Source organism: Achromobacter spanius, from assembly GCF_003994415.1.
Lineage (GTDB): Bacteria > Pseudomonadota > Gammaproteobacteria > Burkholderiales > Burkholderiaceae_B > Achromobacter > Achromobacter spanius_C.
The window spans coordinates 3,074,063-3,097,840 of sequence record NZ_CP034689.1 but is presented as its reverse complement, the minus strand read 5'-3'; the positions used below and the strand labels follow the sequence as shown (position 1 = coordinate 3,097,840).

20 protein-coding genes are annotated in these 23,778 nt (G+C 64.2%); 8 read left to right on the top strand and 12 right to left on the bottom strand.

Features of this window, described 5'->3' with window-relative positions; genetic code table 11:
• The first annotated feature begins 2 nt into the window (after positions 1-2).
• From ELS24_RS14290 to ELS24_RS14275, 4 genes are all read left to right on the top strand, one after another.
• Positions 3-743, top strand: coding sequence for an amino acid ABC transporter ATP-binding protein (locus ELS24_RS14290; RefSeq protein WP_127184496.1), 741 nt, complete (start codon positions 3-5; stop codon positions 741-743).
• Between the two features lie 200 nt (positions 744-943).
• Positions 944-3,661: a T6SS effector BTH_I2691 family protein gene (locus ELS24_RS14285; protein WP_127184495.1), complete on the top strand. Its 2,718-nt coding sequence runs from the start codon at positions 944-946 to the stop codon at positions 3,659-3,661.
• Positions 3,661-4,779 (top strand): hypothetical protein, encoded by a 1,119-nt coding sequence (locus ELS24_RS14280; RefSeq protein WP_127184494.1) that lies wholly within the window; start codon positions 3,661-3,663, stop codon positions 4,777-4,779. The genes ELS24_RS14285 and ELS24_RS14280 overlap by 1 nt, the downstream gene beginning before the upstream one ends.
• 98 nt (positions 4,780-4,877) lie before the next feature.
• A complete protein-coding gene (locus ELS24_RS14275; protein WP_050444909.1) occupies positions 4,878-5,135 on the top strand; it encodes a PAAR domain-containing protein in 258 nt (85 codons plus the stop codon).
• A 7-nt stretch (positions 5,136-5,142) separates the two neighbouring features.
• On the opposite strand, the gene ELS24_RS14270 is transcribed toward ELS24_RS14275, so the two are convergent.
• Positions 5,143-6,231 (bottom strand): porin, encoded by a 1,089-nt coding sequence (locus ELS24_RS14270; RefSeq protein ID WP_127184493.1) that lies wholly within the window; start codon positions 6,229-6,231, stop codon positions 5,143-5,145.
• Positions 6,232-6,239: 8 nt separating this feature from the next.
• Positions 6,240-7,415, bottom strand: a complete 1,176-nt coding sequence (locus ELS24_RS14265; RefSeq protein WP_127184492.1) for a DUF1624 domain-containing protein — start codon at positions 7,413-7,415, stop codon at positions 6,240-6,242.
• A 180-nt stretch (positions 7,416-7,595) separates the two neighbouring features.
• Between ELS24_RS14265 and ELS24_RS14260 the strand changes: the two genes are divergently transcribed.
• Positions 7,596-8,567 carry a hypothetical protein gene (locus ELS24_RS14260; protein WP_240669519.1) on the top strand — a complete coding sequence of 324 codons (972 nt, stop codon included), beginning with the start codon at positions 7,596-7,598 and terminating at the stop codon, positions 8,565-8,567.
• Between the two features lie 13 nt (positions 8,568-8,580).
• On the opposite strand, the gene ilvA is transcribed toward ELS24_RS14260, so the two are convergent.
• Positions 8,581-10,146 (bottom strand): threonine ammonia-lyase, biosynthetic, encoded by a 1,566-nt coding sequence (ilvA, locus tag ELS24_RS14255; RefSeq protein ID WP_127184491.1) that lies wholly within the window; start codon positions 10,144-10,146, stop codon positions 8,581-8,583.
• Positions 10,147-10,242: 96 nt separating this feature from the next.
• Positions 10,243-10,377: a hypothetical protein gene (locus tag ELS24_RS31530; protein ID WP_272868275.1), complete on the bottom strand. Its 135-nt coding sequence runs from the start codon at positions 10,375-10,377 to the stop codon at positions 10,243-10,245.
• A 313-nt stretch (positions 10,378-10,690) separates the two neighbouring features.
• Here ELS24_RS31530 and ELS24_RS14250 point away from each other — a divergent pair, with 313 nt between their 5' ends.
• A complete protein-coding gene (locus tag ELS24_RS14250; RefSeq protein ID WP_127184490.1) occupies positions 10,691-12,919 on the top strand; it encodes an NADP-dependent isocitrate dehydrogenase in 2,229 nt (742 codons plus the stop codon).
• Positions 12,920-13,015: 96 nt separating this feature from the next.
• On the opposite strand, the gene ELS24_RS14245 is transcribed toward ELS24_RS14250, so the two are convergent.
• The 4 genes from ELS24_RS14245 to ELS24_RS14230 all read right to left on the bottom strand — a co-directional run bounded on the left by ELS24_RS14245 (position 13,016) and on the right by ELS24_RS14230 (position 16,954).
• Positions 13,016-14,575 carry an ArnT family glycosyltransferase gene (locus tag ELS24_RS14245; RefSeq protein WP_127184489.1) on the bottom strand — a complete coding sequence of 520 codons (1,560 nt, stop codon included), beginning with the start codon at positions 14,573-14,575 and terminating at the stop codon, positions 13,016-13,018.
• A gap of 122 nt (positions 14,576-14,697) precedes the next feature.
• Positions 14,698-15,450: an amino acid ABC transporter ATP-binding protein gene (locus ELS24_RS14240; RefSeq protein ID WP_127186341.1), complete on the bottom strand. Its 753-nt coding sequence runs from the start codon at positions 15,448-15,450 to the stop codon at positions 14,698-14,700.
• A gap of 40 nt (positions 15,451-15,490) precedes the next feature.
• Positions 15,491-16,144 carry an amino acid ABC transporter permease gene (locus ELS24_RS14235; protein ID WP_006219374.1) on the bottom strand — a complete coding sequence of 218 codons (654 nt, stop codon included), beginning with the start codon at positions 16,142-16,144 and terminating at the stop codon, positions 15,491-15,493.
• 21 nt (positions 16,145-16,165) lie between these two features.
• Positions 16,166-16,954, bottom strand: a complete 789-nt coding sequence (locus tag ELS24_RS14230) for an amino acid ABC transporter substrate-binding protein (RefSeq protein WP_127184488.1) — start codon at positions 16,952-16,954, stop codon at positions 16,166-16,168.
• 251 nt (positions 16,955-17,205) lie between these two features.
• Here ELS24_RS14230 and ELS24_RS14225 point away from each other — a divergent pair, with 251 nt between their 5' ends.
• On the top strand, positions 17,206-18,027 hold the full coding sequence (locus ELS24_RS14225) for a TlpA family protein disulfide reductase (RefSeq protein WP_127184487.1): 822 nt from the start codon (positions 17,206-17,208) through the stop codon (positions 18,025-18,027).
• 34 nt (positions 18,028-18,061) lie between these two features.
• On the opposite strand, the gene ELS24_RS31280 is transcribed toward ELS24_RS14225, so the two are convergent.
• The 4 genes from ELS24_RS31280 to ELS24_RS14205 form a co-directional block, all read right to left on the bottom strand.
• Entirely contained in the window at positions 18,062-18,244 is a 183-nt protein-coding gene (locus ELS24_RS31280; protein WP_240669518.1) for a hypothetical protein, read from the bottom strand.
• A 274-nt stretch (positions 18,245-18,518) separates the two neighbouring features.
• Complete coding sequence (locus tag ELS24_RS14215; RefSeq protein ID WP_127184486.1) at positions 18,519-19,691, bottom strand: thiolase family protein; 1,173 nt, start codon at positions 19,689-19,691, stop codon at positions 18,519-18,521.
• A complete protein-coding gene (locus ELS24_RS14210) occupies positions 19,688-21,001 on the bottom strand; it encodes an MFS transporter (RefSeq protein ID WP_050444918.1) in 1,314 nt (437 codons plus the stop codon). The genes ELS24_RS14215 and ELS24_RS14210 overlap by 4 nt, the downstream gene beginning before the upstream one ends.
• Before the next feature lie 38 nt (positions 21,002-21,039).
• On the bottom strand, positions 21,040-22,653 hold the full coding sequence (locus ELS24_RS14205; protein ID WP_127184485.1) for an ATP-dependent acyl-CoA ligase: 1,614 nt from the start codon (positions 22,651-22,653) through the stop codon (positions 21,040-21,042).
• Positions 22,654-22,791: 138 nt separating this feature from the next.
• Between ELS24_RS14205 and ELS24_RS14200 the strand changes: the two genes are divergently transcribed.
• Entirely contained in the window at positions 22,792-23,697 is a 906-nt protein-coding gene (locus ELS24_RS14200) for a LysR family transcriptional regulator (protein ID WP_230696084.1), read from the top strand.
• The last annotated feature ends 81 nt before the right edge of the window (positions 23,698-23,778 follow it).

Below are 23,778 nucleotides of genomic sequence, written 5' to 3'. Positions count from 1 at the left end.
GCATGTCGGATTCCATTATTCGATTGCACGGCGTGAACAAGTGGTACGGCCAGTTCCACGTGCTGCGCAACATCAACCTGGACGTAGCGCCCGGCGAACGCATCGTGGTGTGCGGCCCGTCCGGCTCGGGCAAGTCCACGATGATCCGCTGCATCAATCGGCTGGAAGAACACCAGCAAGGGCAGATCATCGTCGACGGCACCGAACTGACCAACGACCTCAAGCACATCGAGACCATCCGCCGCGAAGTCGGCATGGTGTTCCAGCACTTCAACCTGTTCCCGCATCTGACCGTGCTGGAAAACCTGACGCTGGGGCCCATGTGGGTGCTGAAACAGCCACGCGCGCAAGCCGAAGCCACGGCGATGAAGTACCTGGAACGCGTGCGCATTCCCGATCAGGCCAGGAAATTCCCCGGCCAGTTGTCGGGCGGCCAGCAGCAGCGCGTGGCGATTGCGCGGTCCTTGTGCATGAACCCGAAGGTCATGCTGTTTGACGAACCCACTTCCGCGCTGGACCCGGAAATGGTCAAGGAAGTGCTGGACGTGATGGTGACGCTGGCTCAGGAAAGCGGCATGACGATGATCTGCGTGACCCACGAAATGGGCTTCGCGCGCAAAGTCGCCAATCGCGTGATCTTCATGGACCAGGGAGAGATCATCGAACAGAACGACCCCGACGCATTCTTCGACAACCCGCAAAATGAACGGACAAAACTGTTCCTGAGCCAGATCCTGCACTAAGCCGCGCGCCTTCATCGGCGTGATTGGCGCCGATGCGGAACAGAGGTGAAATGCCGTCCTGAAGGACGGCATTTTTTTGCGCGGGGGTTTGGCAGGGATGCGCTGAGCGATTTCGTAACCATCCTATAGAAACAGGCAGGCTAGAAGCGGAACATGGAGGGTTTCACGCCTTCCTGGCAGTCCCCTTCACGCCCCTAGCCATGACCACCCATCCCAGCCTGGAATCGCTGCTGCCGAAAATCCTGCGCATCGCCGACAAGACCCGTTGCGACGCCGGCCCCAGCGCCGTGGTCGCGTGCAAGAGCGAAGTCGCCATCCTGCCCCTGCGCTACGCCGTCCTGACCGACGCCGACCCGGCGCTTGAAGCCTTGGCGCCAGCGCTGCCGCCTCACCTTGCGTCCGGGTTACCGCCACTCCAAGGCGAGCAAGCGCGCTATGCCGTACGCACGATGCGCAGGGGTTATCTTTACCTGTTCACCAAGCGCTTCAGGGAGCAATGGTCCTGCGAAAGCGCCTACCGCACTTATGACAGCGGGCTGTTGAAGCGTGTATTTCCCTATGCGCCCCAGCGCTTCGAACGCGAGCCGCTCTATGAACGGCCAGCCAGCGTGCACGATCTGCATGGCTCGGCCGAGAGCGGCCCGGGTGGATGGACGCTTTGCTTGAAAGCCCCCGAAGACATCGAAGAACTTCGCGCCCTGTTCACGCCCGATCCCTTGACGACACGCATGCTGAACTTGATATCCAGCTTCAGCCCGCTACGCAATCAACTACAAGCGTTCGATATCCGCAAACTGCTGATGTCCTGCTCGCGCGCGCCCGACGTGCTGGACCCCAGCATCATCGACGACACGCTGGCGGATGCCATTGCGCAGGACCAGCCCGACACCGCGGCCGTGCTGGCAAGCCAGTTGTATTCCGACCCGGAGAATCGCTACGCACGCCATATCGTCGCCCTGGACCTGAAGGAAAGCGCGCGCCGTGCTCGCGGCTTTGGCATCGTGCTGCATGACGCCATCGGAATTACCCAGCAGCTCAATAGCTGGCGCAACGACGCCTGTGAAACCGTGCAGCGCTATCTGGACAAAAAGGACGACAAAGGCATCGAGAACCAGCGCAAGGTCTTGGTGGCCCAGGCGTTTATCGACGTCAAGCAGCAGTTCGAATCCCGCTCGGCCGCGCTGGAAGCCCAGCACTTCATCGATATAGAACGCGCCCGGGTCTATGAGCCGGGCATGGCGGCGGGCCGCAACTGGATCTTGAACGACGAGGAGCGCAAGCGCTGGGACAACGAAGCAGACCAGTACATCACACAGTTCGAAGACACCATGCGCGCCAAGGTGCAGGCCAAGCTGGATAGCGGCGAGTACCAGCGCAGGTTTCACGGTAAATACCTGTCTCCCGAAAAACCTGGGCAAGCGCTGCGTGTGGAAGACATGGACGCGGAGCTGAAAACCTTCGACGCCGTATCGGAGGCCGCCGAAGCTATCGGCGCCAAGCGCGCCAAGAATCACGAACTGTGGCTCGCCAGCGAGCAACTGCTGATCGCATTGGACGTCTACGACGATAGGGATCTGGCCAGCGGCTGGCGCTTCGCGGGCCAGACCGGCTTGTGCGTGCTGGGCGCGGATGGGTGCAAAAGTACGGCGGATCTGATCGAAAAGTGGTGGACCGGCAACCCAAGCGAACGCGCCAACTTGGCGATGCGTGGTTTTGCGCTGAACCAAACAGAGATTCAGGCGGAATTGCAGCGCACGCGGGAAGAAGCGCGAATTCGAGCGCAAACCGAAGCGCATGACCCTGTCCTATCCAACGACAGGATGATCCAGCAAGTGCACGCGGGGTTCGTCGCGGTTCAACATCTGGCCGATCTATTCGACAAGGCGAATGGCTTATTTGAAGCGTTGGCCGCCGCTGGCGAGACAAATCTGGCGGGCGGCGCCCTGGCCTGGTATTCCAGCCTGGGCCGCCAATCCCTGCGCTACGGATCGACCGGCAAGGAATGGTTCCTCCACGGCATCACCCGAAGCTGGCTGGCCGCCAGCATCAGCAAGCGTGCCACGAACATGCGCATTGACGAACTGACCCAGTTGGGGCGCAGCGCGGACCCCAAGCAATTGCGCGCCCAAATTGGCAGGAACACCCGCTTCGCGTTTGCCACGGAACTGGTCGACGCCCATCGCAGTGATTTTTACAAGCTACGCGCCAGCAGTTGGTTGTTGTTCTTTGAAGCGGCCTTGATTGCCTTGCGGGTGCGGGACATGCCCAGCGATGAACGCGGCGTGGGGGAGTTGATCGCCCATGGCTTGCTTGCGGGGGCTGCGGGCACGGAGATACTTGCGGCGGGCACGGGGTTGGTGCTGGGGCATTACAGCGCCGCCAGCGCGACCGGGCGCGGCGCGACGGTTTTTCAGGGGCAGTTGAAGCTGGTCGGCGGCGCGTTGGCGGCGGTGGGTGGGGTGGTGTTGATGGGGTATGACTGGGAGGACGCAAGAAAATCGAAGCAAGAAGCGAAACCTATTGTGGCCTTTACTTATTACGTCAGATTCGCTTCGGCTTTAGCGATGGTCGGCAGCCAGTCGAGTATCGCTTTCGCCGCCGCCGGCCCGATGTTGAAGATCCTCGCAGAGCGAGGCGGAAAATCATACGCACTGACCTCGCTTCTTCTCATGGCGGCGAGGGCGTCCTCATTCCTGGGAAGAGCCGCCAGCCTCGCATTATTGCGTAGCCTGCTTTTGCGCAGCACGTTGATCGGAATTGCCGCCACCGTGGCTATAGCGATCTTTGATGACAACGCGCTAGAAAAATGGTGCAAACGCTCTACCTATCGTGGCATCGACTACCAAGGCAACAGCCCGCACAAGGCACTGGAAAATGAGCTGGCCGACTTATACAGCGCCTTGCTGGAGATAATCTGATGTACCTGATGGAGTGGATTCTTTGGCTTTCCGTCATCAAATCCGATGCCTGGCTGCAGGAACAGGCGGACGAGAATCCGAAAGATTTTGCCAGCAAGCCTTTGGAGCCGGTCTATGAGGATCTACTCGTCGCGGAATATGCGCGATTGCGCGCCGCGCGATCCGACCACGCCGAATCCAGGGGCCCGGTCTACGCCTGCGACAACACCATCCTCGAAATGCGTTGCGGCGCAATGGAAGAAAGGCGCGGATTTATCACCCTAATATCCGCCTTCTTCTCTCTGCCGACGATCGCGGGCATCGACCTCATGTGGTTGTCCTTTTCGCTGTATGAAGAGCAGCCCTGGGGCTATGCCGACACGATATTAATGATCGGCTTATTGATAGGTAGCCTAGGCGCTCCCTACATCTACTTCAAATACCTCTTCCGCTTCACCCGCCTGGAATCCTTCACGTCCCGCCACCTGCTCATCCGCTTCAACCGCATCACCCGCCAGGTGTACCTGCACCGCCCCCCCAGTTGCGGCGGCATCGCCGTGTTGCCTTGGGACGACATCCATCACGATACCGTCCCCGGCGTGAACCTCGTCGTTGGCTGGTACCCGCCCTACTCTCCGCTTCCGTTTCCCAACATGGCTTTCGTCGGCAAGAAAAGCGTCAGCGAATTCGAAATGAAAGCCGAATGGGAATACATCCGCCGCTACATGGATGAAGGCGGTCTGGATGCGGTAACCCCACCGCGCCTCAGTTCGCACCTGCCCCTGCCTTGGCCGGCATTTGCGGCACAGTTCGAGGCGCTAGGCCCGTACCTGCGTCACAGCGGCCCCTTGACGTGGCTTGGGATGCTGTTGATATCCCCCGCCTTGGTGATTATCGGGCTGGCGCATTGGTTGTCACTGCTGTTGTGCTGGCGCCCGCGTTGGCCAAAGATCATTCGGGAAGCCGGCTTGCCCGGCAAGCCGACCCCGCCGCTGAGCACCATCGACGATTACCCGCCGGACGTTCGTGCCGCGCTGCTGGAAAACGCGCATCGATGGGTGGTGCAGCCGGGTTCGCCTCCCGCGCGACCAAAGCGCTTCAACACAAGACTGCGATGGCGCGAGCAAAAGAAACCCTGACTTCCCTCTATTCGTTTCATCTATTGGTTTCACCGCCGCCGATGCACCACCGCATCTCGGCTCCATTGCCCAATCTGCCCTTATCCCAAGGAGACCCCATGATTCCCATCGCCCTCGTCGGCCACGCGCATGCCTGCCCCATCCATGGCCCCGGCACCATCGTCAGCGGCGCATCCACCGCAGCCATCAACGGCCGCGCCATTGCCCGGGTGGGCGATCGCATCAGTTGCGGGGCGGTCATCGTCAGTGGTTCGGCGGTAGCCAAAATTGAAGGACAGGCGGTGGCGCGCCAGGGCGATTCAACCAGCCATGGCGGCACGCTGATCGAGGGCGATGGCAATTGGCTGTCGGCCTAGCCCAGCCTTAAAACCGATGCCGCATGCCCACCGCGTACTGCGTTTCATGCCACGACGGGTCTGACCACGCGCCCCGCATGTAGCCAAGCACGGCGTACAGGTTGGTGCGCTTGGACAGGTCATGCACATACCCCAGCGAATAGATCTGCTGCGTGTGCGTGGCGCCATCGCGGGCCAGAGCGCCACCGCCCGGCAGGCTGCCTTGCCACGATGCCATGACGGTGCTGGCGCCCGTGCGCCACGAGGCGCCGGCCATCACGCCATGCACGGTGCTGCCGGGAAAGTACACGCGCTGCCCAGGCGATTGCACCGCGGGTATCGTGGAGCCATTGCGCATGATGGACCCGGCCGCATACAGCGTGAAGGCGCCCAGCGTGGCGCGGCCCGCCAGCGTGTAGGCGATGGGTTGGCGCGCGCCGCCGGCCTGCGCCATGGCGGCGGACTGCACCGTGCCGTCCGCCCAGCGCGCGCCTTCCACCGTGGCCGTGACCGCGTAGCCGGGCTGTTCATAGACCAGCGCCGCGCTGTAGAGCTTGTTGGTGGATGTGGTCTTGAAACCGCCGCCGCCGTCGTAGTCCAGGCTGATGTCCGCGCCCGCGCGCCAGCCGCCCACTGACGGAGTCCACAACGCCACGGTATTGTCGGCTCGGTTGGCGTTGTAGGGCAGCAGCGCCGTCTGCGCGCCCGTGATCAGGTAGGACGCCAGAAAGGCGTCATAGTCCGCCAGCGTTGCCGACGACACCGAAGTCTGGCGGCCCAGCCGAAGATCGCCCCAACTGCCCGACACCCCCACCCAGGCCGCGCGCCCGAACAAACGGCCTCCCTGCGCCGACCTGCCGTTGTTGGCAAGCACCCCGCTTTCCAGTTGAAAATTGGCGCGCAGACCGTTGCCCAGGGGCTCGCTGCCGCGCACCCCCCAGCGCGAGCCCGATTGCACGCCGGATTGCATGTTCAAAGCCGTGCCCCGATCCTGGGTCGAAAAGCCCGCCAGGCTCAGGTCGACCACGCCGTACAAGGTCACGGGGTTTTGTTGCGCGTCGGCCACGCAGGGCGCCAACAAGGTGGCCGCGCCCACGACCACATCACGTAAACGCATCGCGGCCCTCACAGGTATTTGAGCCAGGCGATATCGCGCCGCGCCGCCTTCAGGCGGCCAAACCCACGCACCGGCCAATACAGCGCCACGGCCAGCAGCACCGAAATCAGCCACACGCTGACCATGCTGTCCACGCCGAAGAACTTGCCCTGGTTCAAGCCCCAGATTGCCTCGCCCGCCAGATACAAGGCCTTCAGCACGTACAAATGCAGCAGGTAGAAGAACATCGGCGCCGCGCCAAACACGCACAGCACGCCCACCCATGTGGCCGACTGCGCGCGTTCAATCAGCACCAGCAGGCACAGGCCCAAGCCCAGCGTCAGCAGCAGGAACATCAGCGACGGCGGGTACTTGGTGATGTTCACGAAGCTCATCACGGTGTGCAGCAGGTCGTGCTGCACGGCCCATTGCTGGGCTTGGCCATAGCCGTTGACGGCCCGCAGCACCACGAAACCGATCAGGGCCGCGATACCCGCCATCCACAGCCCGCGCTGCCTGGCCGCCGCCGGCACCTTGGCCTGGAACCACGGCCCCACCGCGTAGCCCAGCGCAATCACGCCGATCCAGGGCAGCAAGGGGTACGAGGTGCGCAGACGCAAGGCCTCGCCCACGTTGATCCAACCCCGGTCATGCAGCACGGCCCACGGCACATGCATGAACTCGCCCACCGCGAAGTGCACGCCGTCCAGCGCGTTGTGACCCGCCACCAGCACCACGCCCACCGCCACCAAGGCCGCGCGCGGTAGCCACAGCAGCGCGGCCAGGGCCAACATGCTCAGGCCGATCACCCAGATCACTTGCAGATAGACGACGGACGGCGGGAACTGGAACGTCCAGGCGAAGTTCACCACCAGCACTTCCAGCAGCACCAGGAACAGGCCACGCTTGGCCAGGAAAGCGGCCGTGGCGCCCTGGCTGCCGGCTTTGGCGCCGTATAGCCAGGCGGACACGCCCGTCAGCAAGACGAACACCGGCGCGCATAGGTGCGCCAGCAGGCGCGAGAAAAACAAGAACGGGTCGGTGGCCGCCACGTCCATCGGGTCGGTGACTTGATGGTGCAGAAAGAAGGTTTCGCGCACATGGTCAAGCAACATGATGACGATGACCAGGCCGCGCAAGGCGTCGATGGAACGCAGGCGCGTGGCGCTGGCATGGGGGGAAACGGTGATAGGCGTGGGATGCATGAAACGGCCGCCGCGTCCGGTTGGCGCGGCATGGAAAGAGATGAAAACGGGTCGTAAATGTAATGTAATAACATTCTTATATCAAGCTGAATTTTCATCAGTCGCGCCAGGGCCAGGCCGCCCCCGGCCCATTGCAGGCGGTATATATTCACCCTTGCATCCATCCCAGGAAACCCGCCGATGACCCGAAGTCGCATCCCGACGTTACGTGCAAGCCAGTTTTTCGGCCTGCTGTTCGGGCTGCTGCTTTTGGGCCCCGCCAGCGCCCCGGCGAACGCCGACGTGCTCTACGACAGCAACGGCCTGATGGTGGATGTCGCAACATCAAGCCGCGGCGACTGGAACACCGGCCAGCGTCAGAACACGCGCACTACCACCATCACCTTTCAGGGCAACAAGCTTTGCGGCCGGGACGTCGGTCGGCTGCTGTATCCCGACGGCAAGCACCCGGACGCCAATGCTTTCTTTTGCGCGGGCAATGCCAAGGTGCTGGAGACCGACGCGGTGCTGGCCTACTTCACCAGCGGCAGCGCCGACACCGTCCTGGCGCACTTGCAGGTGGTAGACGGCGCGCTGCGTGTAAAGCGCGTTGCGCTCGCCGACCAGCGCGAACGCAGCCGCCCGGCCGCCACCCGCTTTGAAGACGCGCGAATGCCAGGGTGGACTCGCGTGGAAACGGCTTGGTCCGAAACGGTCACGATCCGCCACGCGCCGCTCAAGGCGCTGAACCTGGGCGCGGGCAAGCTGCTGGATGTGGACGGCGACGTGGCCTACCTGGCCATTCCGCCTGGCCGCGATGTTGTGGTGGTGCAGCCCGCCACACGCGTCAAGGATGCGCAGGGCGACCTGCGGATCGTGCCGGAAGTCGTCAAATTCGTGGACACGCCGCTGGCGTTTCGCGCGGTGCGTTTAAGCGACGGCCGCGAACTGGCGCGCCTGGATATCAAGGACACGTGCCTGACCTTGCCCACCATTGAATTCAACCGTCCCGACCCGCTGTATCCGTCGTCGGCCAAGCGCGATGTGCTCTTTGATGACGTGCCCGCCTGGCGCGGCGCCACACTGCAACTGACGCAGGGCCCGGGCCGCGCCACCTTGCAGCTCAAGCCCGGCGTGGCACTGCCTACCAAGGCTAACTGCAAGCGAGGCTGAGCCCGCTGTCTGCTCAAATCAAAAACTGCCGATACGCCTCGTTGTCGGTTTCCTCAAAATGCGCGTAGCCCAGTTGCAGCAGGAACGCATCCAAGGCCGCGCTATCCGCCAAGGGCGCCTGAATGCCCACCAGCGCCGAACTGAAGTCCGCGCCCTGGTTGCGGTAGTGGAACAGGCTGATATTCCAGTTGGGCGCCATCTCCGACAAGAACTTCATCAGCGCGCCGGGACGTTCCGGAAACTCAAAGCGGAACAGCCGTTCGCCGCCCGCCAATGGCGAGCGCCCGCCCACCATGTAGCGGATGTGCTGCTTGGACACTTCGTTATGCGTCAGGTCGCTGACCGAAAAGCCCTGCTCTTGCAGCGCCGCCATGATCTCGCCGGCATCGCCGCGCCGCGCAATCTGCATGCTGACGAAGATGTGCGCGGTGTGCGCATCCGCAATGCGGTAGTTGAATTCCGTCACGCTGCGCTGACCGATCACGCGGCAGAAACGGCGAAAGCTGCCGCGTTCCTCGGGCACGGTCACGGCGAACACCGCTTCGCGCGCCTCGCCCACTTCGGCGCGGTCGGCCACGAAACGCAGGCGGTCGAAATTCATGTTGGCGCCTGACGTGATGGCCACCATCGACAGGCCTTGCGCGTTTTCGCGTTCGACGTACTGTTTAAGACCCGCCACCGCCAGCGCGCCGGCGGGTTCCAGCACGCTACGTGTATCCAGGAACACGTCCTTGATGGCCGCGCACACCGCATCGGTGTCCACCAGGATGATCTCGTCCAGGTATTCGCGGCACAGGCGGAAGGTTTCCTCGCCCACCAGCTTGACCGCCGTGCCGTCCGAAAACAGCCCCACTTCGGCCAGGCTGACTCGTTGGCCGGCCTTGATCGACTGCGCCATCGCGCAAGAATCCACGGTCTGCACACCAATCACCTTGACCGACGGGTCCACCGCTTTCACATAGGCCGACACGCCGGCCGCCAGGCTGCCGCCGCCTATCGGCACGAACACCGCATGCAGCGGCCCGGCATGCTGGCGCAGGATCTCCATGCCCACGGTGCCCTGGCCCGCGATGACGTAGGGGTCGTCAAACGCGGGCACGAAGGTCAGGTCCTGCTGCTGCGCCAGCGTCTGCGCGTGCGCATAGGCATCGCTATAGGAATCGCCCGCCTGCACCACGGTGACGGTCGGGCCGCCATGGGCGCGCACCGCATCCACCTTCACCTGCGGCGCGGTCTGCGGCACCACGATGATGGCGCGCACGCCCAGGCGGGCGGCGGAAATGGCCACGCCTTGGGCGTGGTTGCCGGCCGACGCGGTGATCACGCCCCGGTCCAGCGCGGCCTGCGGCGTATTGCGCATCTTGTTGTAGGCGCCGCGCACCTTGAAGGAGAACACGGGCTGGTTGTCTTCGCGCTTCAGGTAGACGGTGTTGTTCAACCGCGCCGACAAGCCGCGAGCCAGATCCAGTTCGGTTTCACGGGCAATGTCGTAGATCCGGGCGCTAAGGATCTGACGCAGGTACGCCATGGGCGAGGCGTTGCCGTGCTGGAATGCGGTGTCTGTCGTAGCGGTTTGCATGGGGGGTTTCTCTGCGTTGGGAAGGCTTGCCCGGCAGAGGCGGCCACAAAAAACCCGCCTCGTGGGGCGGGTGGCTGTGACTGTTGCGGTCGCGCGCTAACCCACCATTTTCGGAATGATGGTAATAATCAGCGCAATGCGGACGGCGACGAAATTCATGGCGGGAAGCTTGCGCGCGTCGTGGAAATTTGTCAAATCGCGCGGCCGCCGGGCTGCGGAATTGTTGGCCAATTCGGTTTCTGAAACCCATATCGAAGCCGTATTGCTGCGATATCGAGTCCATAACGCAGGCTTTATCGGTGATTTCCCTGCGCGTCAAGCGTGTCGCGGTATTACAATACCGCCTTCGTGGCAGCCGTACCTTCCAGGATGACCGGGCGACCGGGCATCAAATAAAGGACGGGCGCTGCCAAGTTGAGTAGATCCGGAGCCTGCCCCGCATCTGCCCATACGAACCCACTCTCGACAACATCTACCGGCGTACGCCGCTTAGCATGTTCGGGTTTGCGCCGAAAGCGCTATGCGCCGAACAGATTCAAGGATCATGTCTCTTACTCCGAAGATTATCTATACCCTCACCGATGAAGCGCCGGCGCTTGCAACCCGTTCGTTGCTGCCCATCGTCCAGGCATTCGCCAAGCCCGCGGGCATCACGGTCGAGACGCGCGACATCTCCCTGGCCGGCCGCATCATCGCCCTCTTCCCCGACTATCTGGAAGACGGCCAGAAGCTGTCCGACGCCCTGGCTGAACTGGGCGCGCTGGCGGTCAAGCCCGAAGCCAACATCATCAAGCTGCCGAACATCAGCGCCTCGATGCCCCAACTGAAGGCGGCCATCAAGGAACTGCAAGATCAAGGCTACAAGCTGCCCGACTACCCGGACGCCCCCGCCAACGACACTGAGCGCGACGTCAAGTCCCGCTACGACAAGGTCAAGGGCAGCGCCGTGAACCCGGTTCTGCGCGAAGGCAACTCCGACCGCCGCGCGCCGCTGTCGGTGAAGAACTACGCCCGCAAGCACCCGCACAAGATGGGCGCTTGGTCGGCGGATTCGAAGTCGCACGTGGCCCACATGTCCGAAGGCGATTTCTACGGCACGGAAAAGTCGGCGCTGATCGCCGAGGCCGGCGACGTCAAGATCGAACTGACCGCCGCTGACGGCACGAAGACGGTCCTGAAAGAAAAGACCCCGGTCAAGGCCGGCGAGATCATCGACGCCGCCGTGCTGTCGACCGCCAAGCTGAAGTCCTTCCTGCAAGCCCAGATCGACGACGCCAAGACCACCGGCGTGCTGTTCTCGGTGCACCTGAAGGCCACGATGATGAAGGTGTCCGACCCGGTCATCTTCGGCCACGTCGTGTCCGTGTTCTACAAGGACGTGCTGGCCAAGCATGCCGCCGTGCTCAAGCAAGCCGGTTTCGACCCCAACAACGGCATTGGCGATCTCTACGCCAAGATCCAATCGTTGCCGGCCGACCAGCAAGCCGCCATCACGGCCGACATCGACGCCGCCTACAAGACCCTGCCGCAACTGGCGATGGTGAATTCCGATAAGGGCATCACCAACCTGCACGTGCCCAGCGACGTCATCGTCGATGCGTCCATGCCCGCCATGATCCGCGACTCGGGCAAGATGTGGAACGCCGAAGGCCAACTGCAAGACACCAAGGCCGTCATTCCCGACCGCAGCTACGCGGGCGTCTACCAGGCCGTCATCGACGACTGCAAGAAGAATGGCGCCTTCAATCCGGTCACGATGGGCAGCGTGCCCAACGTCGGCCTGATGGCGCAAGCCGCCGAAGAATACGGTTCGCACAACAAGACCTTTGTGGTCCCGGCATCGGGCACCGTGCGCGTCACCGACGCGTCGGGCAAGGTCCTGCTGGAACAAGCCGTGGAAGCGGGCGACCTCTGGCGCATGTGCCAGACCAAGGACGCCGCCATCCAGGATTGGGTCAAGCTGGCTGTTAACCGCGCCCGCGCCAGCAAGACGCCCGCCGTCTTCTGGCTGGACGAAAAGCGTGCCCACGACGCCCAGATCATCGCCAAGGTCAAGCAGTACCTGAACGACCACGACACCAGCGGCCTGGACCTGCGCATCATGGACCCGGTTGAAGCGACCAAGTTCTCGGTCAAGCGCATCCGCGAAGGCCTGGACACCATCTCGGTCACCGGCAACGTGCTGCGCGACTACCTGACCGACCTGTTCCCCATCATGGAACTGGGCACCAGCGCCAAGATGCTGTCGATCGTTCCGCTGGTTGCCGGTGGCGGCCTGTTCGAAACGGGCGCGGGCGGCTCGGCCCCCAAGCATGTGCAGCAGTTCCTGGAAGAAGGCTTCCTGCGCTGGGATTCGCTGGGCGAATTCATGGCGTTGGCCGAATCCCTGGACCACCTGGGCCGCGCGTACAAGAACCCGACCGCCCAGATCCTGGCCAAGACGCTGGATCAGGCAACCGCCAAGTTCCTGGACGAAAACAAGTCGCCGGACCGCAAGGTCGGTGGCCTGGACAACCGTGGCAGCCACTTCTACCTGGCCATGTACTGGGCCCAGGCCGTGGCCGCGCAAACCGACGACCGCGCGCTGGCCGCGCAGTTCGCCGGCGCGGCGGGTGCGTTTGCTGAAAACGAAGCCAAGATCGTCGAGGAACTGAAGGCCGCGCAAGGCAAGCCGGTGGATATCGGCGGCTACTACCAGCCGAACGAAGCCCTGGCCAGCCAGGCCATGCGCCCCAGCGCCACGCTGAACCAGGTGCTGGCCTCGATCGGCTAAGCGTCAATGCTTGGCGGCACTTGCCGCCAGCACAAAAAGCCGGCAACCTTTCAAGGGCTGCCGGCTTTTTTATTACGGATAGACGGGCAAGTCCGTTTACCGCGTGCCGCCGCACATCCGTAGACGGAAAGCGGCATCGACATCCAGCCGCCATACCGCGCGCGTGGCGCCCGGCAAGCGCGGCGCCACGCCAGTGATCGCGGGATAGCGCACGGCGTCATCGTCGCGGCCCCAGATCCAGAAGCGCGTACCGTCGGCCGCCGCGCAAAGCCGCGCGGTCAAATCTTCGTTTTGAATCAAGACCCGCTTGCCGGCAGCAGGGTCGAACTGGGCGGCGTCGTACAGTTCCTTGCGCCAGTTGTCGCGCGTGCGAACCTCGGGGTCGTTCCAGTTGTCGACGATCCACGCGGGCGCGGACGCCTGCGTGTAGAAACCCAGATCGAATGGCAAGGCGTGCAGCGCAACCTGCGTGTCTTGCGGCCGCATTTCGCCACGCAAGTCCTTCATGGTCGGGCCGGCGCTACCGCGCGGGTTGAACGCCGCCGCGACGATGGCTCCAAGGCAGATGATGGCCGCCGCCACGACTGCAATGCTTGCGCCCCGCCGCTTGCCCGCCGCCCAGGCGGGCGCGAGACGCTCACTGATCAGGAAAGCCAACGGCGGAAACACCGGCAGCACATAGCCGATCAGCTTCGATTGCGGGATGGAAAAGAACACCATCACCACCGCGATCCAGATCGCCATCAGCCGGCGCACCCCCTGCGGATCGGCTTCACGCCAGAACGCGCGGGTAAAAATCGCCACGCCCCAGATTGACCATGGCAAGGCCAGACCCAGCACGATAGGCACATAGAACCAGAACGGTTGCGCGTTGTTGAAGCCGCTTTGCGCGAAGCGTTCGAAGTGCTGGTAGACGAAGAAGTAATGGTAGAAGCCGGGAAACTTCATCTGCATCAGCGCAAACCAAGGCACGGCAACCAAGACGAACGCCAGCAAGGCCGGCGCCCACAGCAAGGCCCGCATGCCGCGCCAGTCGCGCCGCAGCAGCAGCCAGGCCAGCACAATGGCGCCGGGCAAGGCCAGGCCAATCAAGCCCTTGGCCAACACGGCCAGCGCGGCCAGCACACCGGTTGCGATCGACATGGCGCGAAATGGTCGACCTTCTTCGCGGCGCAAGGCGGTGTCGGCGGCCGCCAGGATGCACAGCGTGATCATGCTGGCCACCAACATATCCATATTGGCGAACTGCGCGGCGCCGAAGAACAGGGGCATCAAACCCAGCACCGCAACCGACCAGCGCGCCTGCGCCACATTGCGGTAGCGCGACACGAACGCATACAGCCCCGCCCCCGCGCTCCACGCGCCCAGCAGCGACGGCAGGCGCGCGCTGAATTCATGCACGCCAAAGAGCGCGTAGCTTATCTGCGCCAGCCAGTAATACAGCGGCGGCTTGTGGAAGTACGGCATGCCATCCAGCAGCGGCACCATGGGCGAATGGCTGCGCAGCATTTCCCAGGCGACGCCCGCGTAGCGGCCTTCGTCGGGCAAAGTCAGCCAGCGCGCCCAGGCCAGGGCTGCCAGCCAACCGGCCAAGGCGAGCAGAACCAGCCAGCCGGGGAATGCGCGGCGCGGAAAAAAGGGAAACCGAAGGGGCATGGAATGTCAGGCGGAGAGGAATAGGAACAACGTTGTGCCCGCCATTATGGAAACCGGCGCGTCAATTTCTCATGAAATTACGCGCCGGCCTGTCCCTCTTTTGCCGAATTGCCGTAGCGGCCTTAAAGCATGTGCGCCAGGAATTCCCGGGTGCGCGCCTGCTGCGGGGCGCGGAAGAATTCCGCCGACGGCGCTTCTTCGACGATGCGGCCTTCGTCCATGAAGATGACACGATGCGCCACTTCGCGCGCGAAGCCCATTTCGTGCGTGACGACCAGCATGGTCATGCGTTCGTCGGCCAACTGCTTCATGGTGCGCAGCACCTCACCCGTTAATTCCGGGTCCAGCGCGGACGTGGGCTCGTCGAACAGCATGATGTCGGGCTCCATCGCCAGCGCGCGCGCAATCGCCACGCGCTGTTTCTGCCCCCCCGACAGGCGCGTGGGATAGTTGTCGCGCTTGTTCAGCAGGCCAACCTTGCGCAGCAGTTCTTCCGCCTTGGGGATGATCTGCGCCTTGGACATGGCCTTGACGGTGATCGGCGCTTCGATGATGTTTTGCAGCACCGTCATGTGCGGGAACAGGTTGAACGACTGAAACACCATGCCCATCTTGCGGCAAATGCGGCGCACGTCGCCATCGCTGGCGTAGTGGCTGCGGCCGTCGTCACCGGCGCGCGCCATCATTTCACCTTCGACTTCGATACTGCCTTCATCGATGGTTTCAAGGTGGTTCAGGCAACGCAGGAACGTGCTCTTGCCCGAGCCGGACGGGCCAATCACCGCCACCACTTCGCCCTGTTCGAGCGTTAGCGACACCTTGTCCAGCACGCGGTTCGCGCCGAACGACTTGCTGATGGCGCTGGCCTGGATCATGACGGGCCGGCCCGTCGGCGCGGCGGCGGCTGCCGGCGGATTATTGGTCATATTTGGCATAGCGCTTTTCCATGTGCTGGAAGAACCACGTCAGGACAAGCGTCATGAGCAGATAAAAGGCCGCGGCCACCAGGAACGGCGTAGTGGTGAAATCACGCTGCACGATGCCGCGCGCGGTACGCAGGATGTCGTTCAAGGCCAGCACGTAGATCAGCGAGGTGTCCTTGACCAGCGTGATGGTTTCGTTGCTCATCGGCGGCAGCACCCGCTGCACCATCTGCGGCAGCACGATGCGGCGCAGTGTTTGCAGATAGGTCATGCCCAGCACCTTGCTGCCTTCGTACTGGCCACGGTCCACCGACTGGATGCCCGCGCGGAAGATCTCGGCAAAATACGCCGCGTAGTTCAGCGCGAAGGCCACCACGGCCGCCGGAAAGTCCGGCAGCCGCACGCCCACCACCGGCACGAACGGCAGCGCGAAGTAGATGAACAGCATCTGCAGCATGAGCGGCGTGCCGCGCATCAGCCAGATATAGCCGTTGACCAGGTTGCTGAGCAGCGGCCACTTGGAAATGCGCGCCAGCGCCAGCACCAGGCCCAGGGGCACTGCCAGGGCCAAGGTAATGAAGAACAGCGTCAAGGTCACTTTCGCGCCTTCCGCCATCGGCCCCAACAGAGAGAGTACGTAGTCCATTGAAAAGAGTTCGCGCGCCGCTTACTTGATGATGTTGGCGCCGAACCACTGGGTGGCGATGCGCCCGGCGGTGCCGTCCTGCTTCATGGAATTCAGCGTCTTGTCCAGCTGACCCAGCAATTCGGTGTCGTCCTTGCGCACGCCCACGCCGTAGTCTTCGGTGCCGAAGTTCTCTTCCAGCACGCGGTATTCGCCCGCGCGCTTGCTGATCAGGTAGCGGCCCACCACTTCGTCCACCACGATCGCGTCCAGGCGGCCGGCGGCCAGGTCCATCAGCGCGGTGACGTTGTCGCCGAACTTCTTCACTTCCTTGATCTGGGCGGCCACGGGGTCACGGGCGATGGCGTCGGTGGCGCTGCTGCCGTCCTGGGCGCCGATGGTCTTGCCGGCCAGGTCGTTCTTGACCTTCACGGGCGAGGCGGTGCCCACGATGATGATCTGGTGGTTGGCCATGTAGGGCGCGGTGAAGCTGATGTTCTTCTTGCGCTCTTCGGTGATGGTCAGGCCGTTCCAGAGGACGTCGACGCGCTTGCCGTTGAGTTCAGCTTCCTTGGCGCTCCAGTCGATGGGCTTGAATTCCACTTCCATGCCCAGGCGCTTGCTGGCTTCCTTGGCCATGTCGATGTCGAAACCGACGATCTGGTTGCTGGCGTCGCGGAAACCCATGGGGGGGAAGTTGTCATCCAGGCCCACCACCACCTTCCTGGCGGCGGCCGGCGCGCCGGCGGTCGGCTTGGCGTCGTCGCTGGGGCCGCAGGCGGTCAGCAACGTGGTCGCGGACACGAGGAAAACAGCAGTCAGTTTTTTCATGATCAGGGGAGCGCGAGGCGCAAGAATAGGAATGCAGGAAAACAATGCAAAAAGGGCTGGATGGCCAGCCGCGAGCCGCCATTTTAGCGTTACTGCAAGACCGTGCCGGAAAGCGGCCCGGCACCGCCTGCGCGCCATGCTAGGCTTGCCGGCTTCATCCGGGAAGCAAACATGGAATTCAACATCAAGGACCACGCGGGGCCCCTTACCAAGCTGATGCAGGCGCGCACGGCGACGACCGAGGGCGGGAAATGAGCCCCGCCATCCGTATCGGCCCGCTGGTATTTCCGACTGAATTGGCGATTTTGATCGCTGCCGCCCTGGTCGGCCTGCTGGCGGCGCACCTGTTCAATCGTCAGCGCGAGGACGCGGCCCGCCTGAGCACGGTGTTGTGGCGGACGCTGGTCATAGGTTTGCTGGCCGCGCGCGTCGCCTTCGTCTGGCAGTACCGCGACCACTATCTGCCCGACCCGATCAAGATGCTGGACCTGCGCGACGGCGGATGGATTGGCCTGGCCGGGCTCGCCGCTGCCTGGGTCTATGCGATTGCCGCCGTGATCCGGCGCCGCGCGCCGCGTGTGGCCTTGCTGGGCGCCTTGGCGCTGGCCAGCGTGGCATGGCTGGGCGGCGGGCGCTGGCTGGCGGCCTCGCCGCAGCCGCAGCCTGAACTGGCTGCCTTGGCGGTACAGAACTTGGACGGCGCCCCCTCCGCGCTATCCGCCTTTCAGGGCAAGCCCACCGTCATCAACCTGTGGGCTAGCTGGTGCCCGCCGTGCCGCCGCGAAATGCCGGCGTTTGCCGCCGCGCAGGCTGCCAATCCGGACGTCAACTTTGTTTTCCTGAACCAGGCGGAAGCCCCGCGCGACGTGACGAAATTCCTGGACGAACACGCGCCCGGCTTGCGGAACGTACTGATCGACCCGGCGGGCGAGGCGTCGCGCAAATTCAGCAATCGCGGCCTGCCCGCCACGCTGTTCCTGGATGCCCAGGGCCGCTTGGTGGATTTGCGCGTGGGCGAACTGTCCACCGCGTCATTGGCGCAAAGGCTGGAATCGATCCGCGCGGGGAAGTGAAGCGGCTGGCCGGTGCCGGGTTCGGCGTCGAAGGTCAGGATTTAAGGTTCGGCTTCAAAGCGCAGGCTTCAGGGTCGGCTTGACGGGTCTGGTCCGGCAGCGGCTCCGCCCACGGCAGCGCGCGCCCCGACATCTGGCGCTGGAACAGACGCAAGCGCTGGCCGATATGCGAAGGCGACGCTTGCAGCCGCGCCACCAGCACCGGCCCCACGGGCACTGCGCGTACCGTCGCGATGATGACCGGCCCCGAGTCAGCGAGGCCAGGGGACGGGGGGGATTTGGTGAGTCAGATCCGGAATCCGGCTGCGCCGCCCTGCCCTTGTCCGGCATCACCGTCCAGGCCAGCAGTTCGCCTTCGTCCACGGCAACCGGCCGCGCCTTATCGTGTCCGCAAGCCGGGCACCATAGCCGGGCGGGATAGACGCGATGGCCACAGGCGCGGCATTCATCCACGCGGCATTGGTCCCCGAGGTGTTCATCTACATGCAGATTCATGATTCCTCCCGGCGCAGCACGGCCGCGTTGGCGCACATGCCGTAGCGCAGTTGCACCATGCCGTATCCCGTGACGACGCCGTGCCGAGGGCCTGGCAACTGCCGCCCATCCGCCTGGCCCAACAGTTGCCGCGCCACCTCAACCAGCCCGTGCATGCCGCCCGCCGTCCCCGCCTGGCCCGCCGACAATTGGCCGCCCGCCGTATTCACGGGCAGCGCGCGCGTGGCGATGCGGCGGGCGATGAAGCCCGGCAGGTCGTCCGTGCCGGCAAAGCCCAGGTCGTGCAATTGCGCCAGCGCCATCGCCGGATAGTCGTCGTACACGCTGACCACATCCATGTCTTCCGGCCCCACCGCCGCCTGACGCCACAGGCCGGGCGCGAATTCAGCAATGCCGGTCTGCAAGCCGTCGCCTTCCTGCTGGTCGTGGTTGTAGCGCGCGCCGCTGGCCAACAGCCGCACATGCACGCCCGTGGGCCGCGCTTGCAGCACCAGCGCGCTGGCCCCGCTGACGACCGGCACGCAGTCCAGCCGGCCCAGCGGCGGCGCCACCATCGGCGCTTGCAGGTATTGGGCCAAGGTCAGCGGCTGGCGATAGGCCGCGTTGGGGTTGTCGGCCGCCCAGCCGCGCTGCGTAACGCACAGGGCGCCGTAATCTTCACGGCGCAGCCCCGTTTGCGCCATCTGCCGCTGGGTCAGCATGGCAAACAGCGGGTTGGGCCCATCGCTACCCAGCGGGCTTAGATATTCCTGCGCGCTGCGGTTGTAGCCGCGCACCAGCCCGGCAAAATCCGCGCCCGTGAAATGGTCGCCCGACACCAGCACAATGGTTTGCGCCTGCCCCGCTTCCAGCGCCAGCCAGGCTTGGCGCAACATGTTGATGGCGCTGGCGCCGCCCAGCTCGTCCTGCATGCACCAGTTCAGCCGCAAGCCCAGCCGCCAGGCCAGGTCGATGGCGCGGTCGGGGCGCAGCGTGAACGAGGCCACGCCCAGCCCGTCTACCTGCGCGGGTGCAATACCCGCCTGACGCAGCGCCTGCCCGATGGCCTGCGCAATCAAGCCCGCCGTGCTGCAGGTGGGCTCGGGATGGCGCAACGCGGGAGTTTCGCCTACCGCGACGATGCCGGGGCCGGGGCCGGGGCCGTGGCCAGCAGACAGGGCCGGGTTCATTCCGTGTCCTGCCTGGGCGGATTGCGGGTCAGCAACAAGGTCACCACCGTAATGGCCGCCATGCCCACCAGAAACCAGGCCACCGGCGTGGCCGATTCATACTTGCGCAGCAGCGCCATCGCAATCAAGGGCGACAGGCCGCCCGCGAACACCGACGCCAGTTCGTGGCCCAGCGCCAGACCCGTGTAGCGGACTTCAGCCGGGAACAGCTCGGCAAAATACGCGGGCTGGGTGCCGATCATGGCGGCATGGCACACCGTGTTGCCCAGGAAGAAGGCCAGGAAAATCCAGAGCGGCTCTTTCGTCTGCACCATCCAGAAGAACGGGAACGCCACCAGCACCAGGCCCACCGAACCAATCAGATAAACCGCGCGCCGCCCGATGCGGTCGGACAGATGGCCAAACCACACCAGCGTGCCCAGCTCGAGGAACATGGACACCAGCACGCCGCCCAGCATCACGTCGTTGGGGATGCCCAGGAACTTGCCGTAGGCCAGCGCAAAAGCCAGGAAAATGTACGAACCGCCGTTCTCGGCCACGCGCAAGCCCATCGCCGTCAGCACCTGGCGCGGATAGCGGCGAAACACTTCCACCGCCGGCATGCCGCGCTTGGCCGTCTTCTTGGCCTGCACGAATTCCTCGCTTTCCGGGATGTGCTTGCGGATGTACAGGCCCACGCCGAAGATCAGCACGCTGAACAGGAACGGCAGGCGCCAGCCCCAGCTCATGAAGGCGTCCTGCGGCAATTGCTGCGCCAGCATGAAGACGCCGGACGACAGCACAAAACCGCCCGCCACGCCCAACTGGCTGAACGACGAGAAGTAGCCGCGCCGCTTGCCGCCGACCGCCTCGCTGATGAGCAGCACGCCGCCGCCCCATTCGCCGCCCGCCGCCGCGCCCTGCAAGACGCGCAGCACCACCATCGCCACCGGCGCCCAGAAGCCGATCTGCTCATAAGTGGGCAGCAGGCCGATCAGGAAAGTGGCCGCGCCCATCAGGCCCAGCGTCCATTCCAGCGCCAGCTTGCGGCCGTAGCGGTCGCCGATGTGGCCGAAGATCACACCACCCAGCGGCCGCGCCAGAAAGCCCACCGCAAACCCCGCGAAGGCGCCCATGGTGCCCAGCAGCGGGTCCGTGCCCTTGGGAAAAAACAGGTCGCCAAACACCAGCGCGGCCGCCGTGCCATAGATGAAAAAGTCGTACCACTCCATGGCGTTGCCGGCGACCGAGGCCGTCACCACGCGCCGGGTGCGCTTTCTTTTTGCTTCGTCTTCGGCGGACAATGCCGCCCCCTTGTATGCCATCGTCATTGCCGCCCCTTGGATTTTTTAAGTGAGTCAACGGCGCCTCAGCGCGCCACGCGATAGCCGGCGGCGTCCCGGTCCCAGGTGTCGCCGGTGATACCTTCTTCCCGCAAGCGGAACTTGCGGACCTTGCCGTTTTCGGTGCGCGGCAAATCGTCCAGCACGCGCAGATAGCGCGGCACGGCGAAATACGGCATGCGAGGCTGGCAGAAATCAAGCAGGGCTTCGGGCGTGGGCGCGTGCCCCGCCTTGTAGACCAACGCGGCCATCACTTCGTCTTCGGCCAGTTCGGAACGCACTGCGTAAACGGCCACGGTGGCCACGGCCGGATGCGCTTGCAGCACCTGTTCCACTTCATAGGACGAGATGTTCTCGCCTCGGCGGCGGATGGCGTCTTTCAGGCGGTCCAGGAATCGGAAATAGCCGTCGGCGTCGCGCACCACGCGGTCGCCCGTGTGGAACCACAGGTTGCGCCAGGCCTCGACGGTCTTGTCGGCCATGCCGAAATAGCCCGTGGCAATGGCAAACGGCGGCGTGGCGCGCAGCAGCAGTTCGCCCGGCTCGCCATCAGGCACCGGCGCATCGTGTTCGTCGGCCACGATGGCGTCAAACTCCGGCGCCACGCGGCCCATCGTGCCCGGCCGCTGCTCGGAAAGCGTGCCGCCCAAGGCGAAATTGGTTTCGGTGGAGCCGTAGCCTTCCAGCAAGGCGATGCCGGTGCGTTCGGCGAACACACCGTGAAAGCGTTCCGGCACCCCGGGGGCCAAGGCGATGCGGGTGCGATGGCCGCGTTCGGATGGCCGAGCCTCTTGCGCCAGCAGCATCGGCACCATGGCGCCCAGCAGATAGGTAACGGTGGCGTTCGTGGCTTGCAGGCGGTCAAAGTAGCGGCTTGCCGAAAAGCGCTCGTCGCAAATGATGGAAGCCCCCGTCACCAGCGCCTGGAAGCAGGCGTTCAACGCGTTGGTATGGAACAGCGGCAGGCTGGTGTAGAGCACGTCGGCATCTGAAATTTCCAGGTTGCGCGCGGCGATCCTGCCCCACCAATAGAACTGCGCGTGGGGGCAGCACACGCCTTTGGACGGCCCCGAGGTGCCCGAGGTGTACAGAATGGCCAGCGTGTCGCCGGGCCGGATGTCGGCGGCGGGCAACGGCGGCGTATCGCGGGTGGCGTCATCAGCCAGGGGCTCCGACGGCACCAGAGTCGCGGGCGCGGGCAGCGCGTGAGAAGCATCAATGTCGTCAAGCAACCAGATCGCGCGCAAGGCCAGCGGGCCATCGTGCGCGGTGTCGGCCAAGGACGCCAAGCCCGCCAGCGCCGGACAGGACGCCGCATCGGCCACCAGCAGCACACAGCCGCTATTGGCCAACATGTGCCGCAGTTGCAGGCCGCGCGATGCGGTGTTGATGGGCACCACCACGGCGCCCAGCCAAGCGCAGCCCAACACGATCGACAGGAATTCCCGACGGTTGCCGGCCATGAGCCCTACCCGATCGCCCCGCGCCACGCCCGCCGACGCCAACCGCGCGGCCCAGCTTGCCGCGTGGGCCGGCGCATCGCAGAACCGCAGCGAGCCGCCCGGGGCCTGCACCCACAAGCGCTCGCCCTGGCGCGCGGCCTGTTCCACCAACAACGACGGTAATGTCAACGCATGCATGACGACGCTTTCCCCGGTTGTTCTGCCGCTACCTGCCGGTCAGCGGCTCTAGTGAAATTAGTCTAGGAATCAACTATTTATGTGTCAAATTTATGGCTATTATTTATCTTATAAATACGGCTGATATCAGAGGCATGCGTGGACTTCGACTTGAATCTCATGCGGGTTTTCCTGACGGTGCTGCATGAACGCAGCGTGACCCGCGCCGCGCAGCGGCTGAACCTGACGCAGCCCGCCGTCAGCTACGCGCTGGCCCGTCTGCGCGAACAGTTCGACGACCCGCTTTTCGTGCGCACCGCCACCGGCATGCAGCCCACGCCGGTGGCGTTTGCGTTGGCCGACCCCATCGAACGCGGCATGAACAGCTTTGCCGAAGCGGTCAGCCTGCGCCAGCAATTCACCCCGGCCACCAGCACCCGGCGCTTTCGCCTGTCGATGTCCGACATCGGCGAAATGGTGTTCCTGCCGCCGCTGATGGAGCGCGTGCATGCGCTGGCGCCGCGCCTGCAAGTGGAAGTGATGGAGATTGCGCTGGAACAATTGCCGCAGGCGCTGAAAGAGGGCGAAGTCGACCTGGCCATCGGCAACCTGGCGGGGCTGGGCCGCCATACCTGTCACGCCGATCTCTTCAGCGAACGCTATGTCTGCATGGGCCGAGGTGGCCACCCGGTGCTGTCGGCCGGGCTGACGCGCGGCCAGTTCAAGCGGCTGGATCACATTCTGGTGGCCTCGCGCGCCAGCGCGCACCGCTTGCTGAACGAGGTGCTGAGCGAAGCCGGCCTGCATCGCCAGCCGTATCTGACGCTGCCGCATTTTTCGGCTGCCGCTGAAATCGTGCGCCGTACCGACTTGACGGTCACGCTGCCCTACCGCGCGGCCATCTGGTTCAACCGCGACAACGCTTTTGCAATCCGCCCCCTGCCCATCGCCCTGCCGCCGCTAAGCGTGACCGTGCACTGGCACGCGCGCTTTGAAAGCGACCCCGGCACGATGTGGCTGCGGCGCCAGGTCGAGGCAACCCTGGCGGATCCGAACCCGGCATGATTTGATCGAAATGCGCAACAGACTCTGGCAAAGACAGGGATAGATCGGCGCGAATGCCGCTACTAGACTGGCGTCCTTCCC

Coding starts and splice junctions, on each gene's coding strand:
- ELS24_RS14290 (WP_127184496.1), top strand. CDS start 3: ATGTCGGATTCCATTATTCGATTGCACGGCGTGAACAAGTGGTACGGC.
- ELS24_RS14285 (WP_127184495.1), top strand. CDS start 944: ATGACCACCCATCCCAGCCTGGAATCGCTGCTGCCGAAAATCCTGCGC.
- ELS24_RS14280 (WP_127184494.1), top strand. CDS start 3,661: ATGTACCTGATGGAGTGGATTCTTTGGCTTTCCGTCATCAAATCCGAT.
- ELS24_RS14275 (WP_050444909.1), top strand. CDS start 4,878: ATGATTCCCATCGCCCTCGTCGGCCACGCGCATGCCTGCCCCATCCAT.
- ELS24_RS14270 (WP_127184493.1), bottom strand. CDS start 6,231: ATGCGTTTACGTGATGTGGTCGTGGGCGCGGCCACCTTGTTGGCGCCC.
- ELS24_RS14265 (WP_127184492.1), bottom strand. CDS start 7,415: ATGCATCCCACGCCTATCACCGTTTCCCCCCATGCCAGCGCCACGCGC.
- ELS24_RS14260 (WP_240669519.1), top strand. CDS start 7,596: ATGACCCGAAGTCGCATCCCGACGTTACGTGCAAGCCAGTTTTTCGGC.
- ilvA (WP_127184491.1), bottom strand. CDS start 10,146: ATGCAAACCGCTACGACAGACACCGCATTCCAGCACGGCAACGCCTCG.
- ELS24_RS14250 (WP_127184490.1), top strand. CDS start 10,691: ATGTCTCTTACTCCGAAGATTATCTATACCCTCACCGATGAAGCGCCG.
- ELS24_RS14245 (WP_127184489.1), bottom strand. CDS start 14,575: ATGCCCCTTCGGTTTCCCTTTTTTCCGCGCCGCGCATTCCCCGGCTGG.
- ELS24_RS14240 (WP_127186341.1), bottom strand. CDS start 15,450: ATGATCCAGGCCAGCGCCATCAGCAAGTCGTTCGGCGCGAACCGCGTG.
- ELS24_RS14235 (WP_006219374.1), bottom strand. CDS start 16,144: ATGGACTACGTACTCTCTCTGTTGGGGCCGATGGCGGAAGGCGCGAAA.
- ELS24_RS14230 (WP_127184488.1), bottom strand. CDS start 16,954: ATGAAAAAACTGACTGCTGTTTTCCTCGTGTCCGCGACCACGTTGCTG.
- ELS24_RS14225 (WP_127184487.1), top strand. CDS start 17,206: ATGAGCCCCGCCATCCGTATCGGCCCGCTGGTATTTCCGACTGAATTG.
- ELS24_RS14215 (WP_127184486.1), bottom strand. CDS start 19,691: ATGAACCCGGCCCTGTCTGCTGGCCACGGCCCCGGCCCCGGCCCCGGC.
- ELS24_RS14210 (WP_050444918.1), bottom strand. CDS start 21,001: ATGACGATGGCATACAAGGGGGCGGCATTGTCCGCCGAAGACGAAGCA.
- ELS24_RS14205 (WP_127184485.1), bottom strand. CDS start 22,653: ATGCATGCGTTGACATTACCGTCGTTGTTGGTGGAACAGGCCGCGCGC.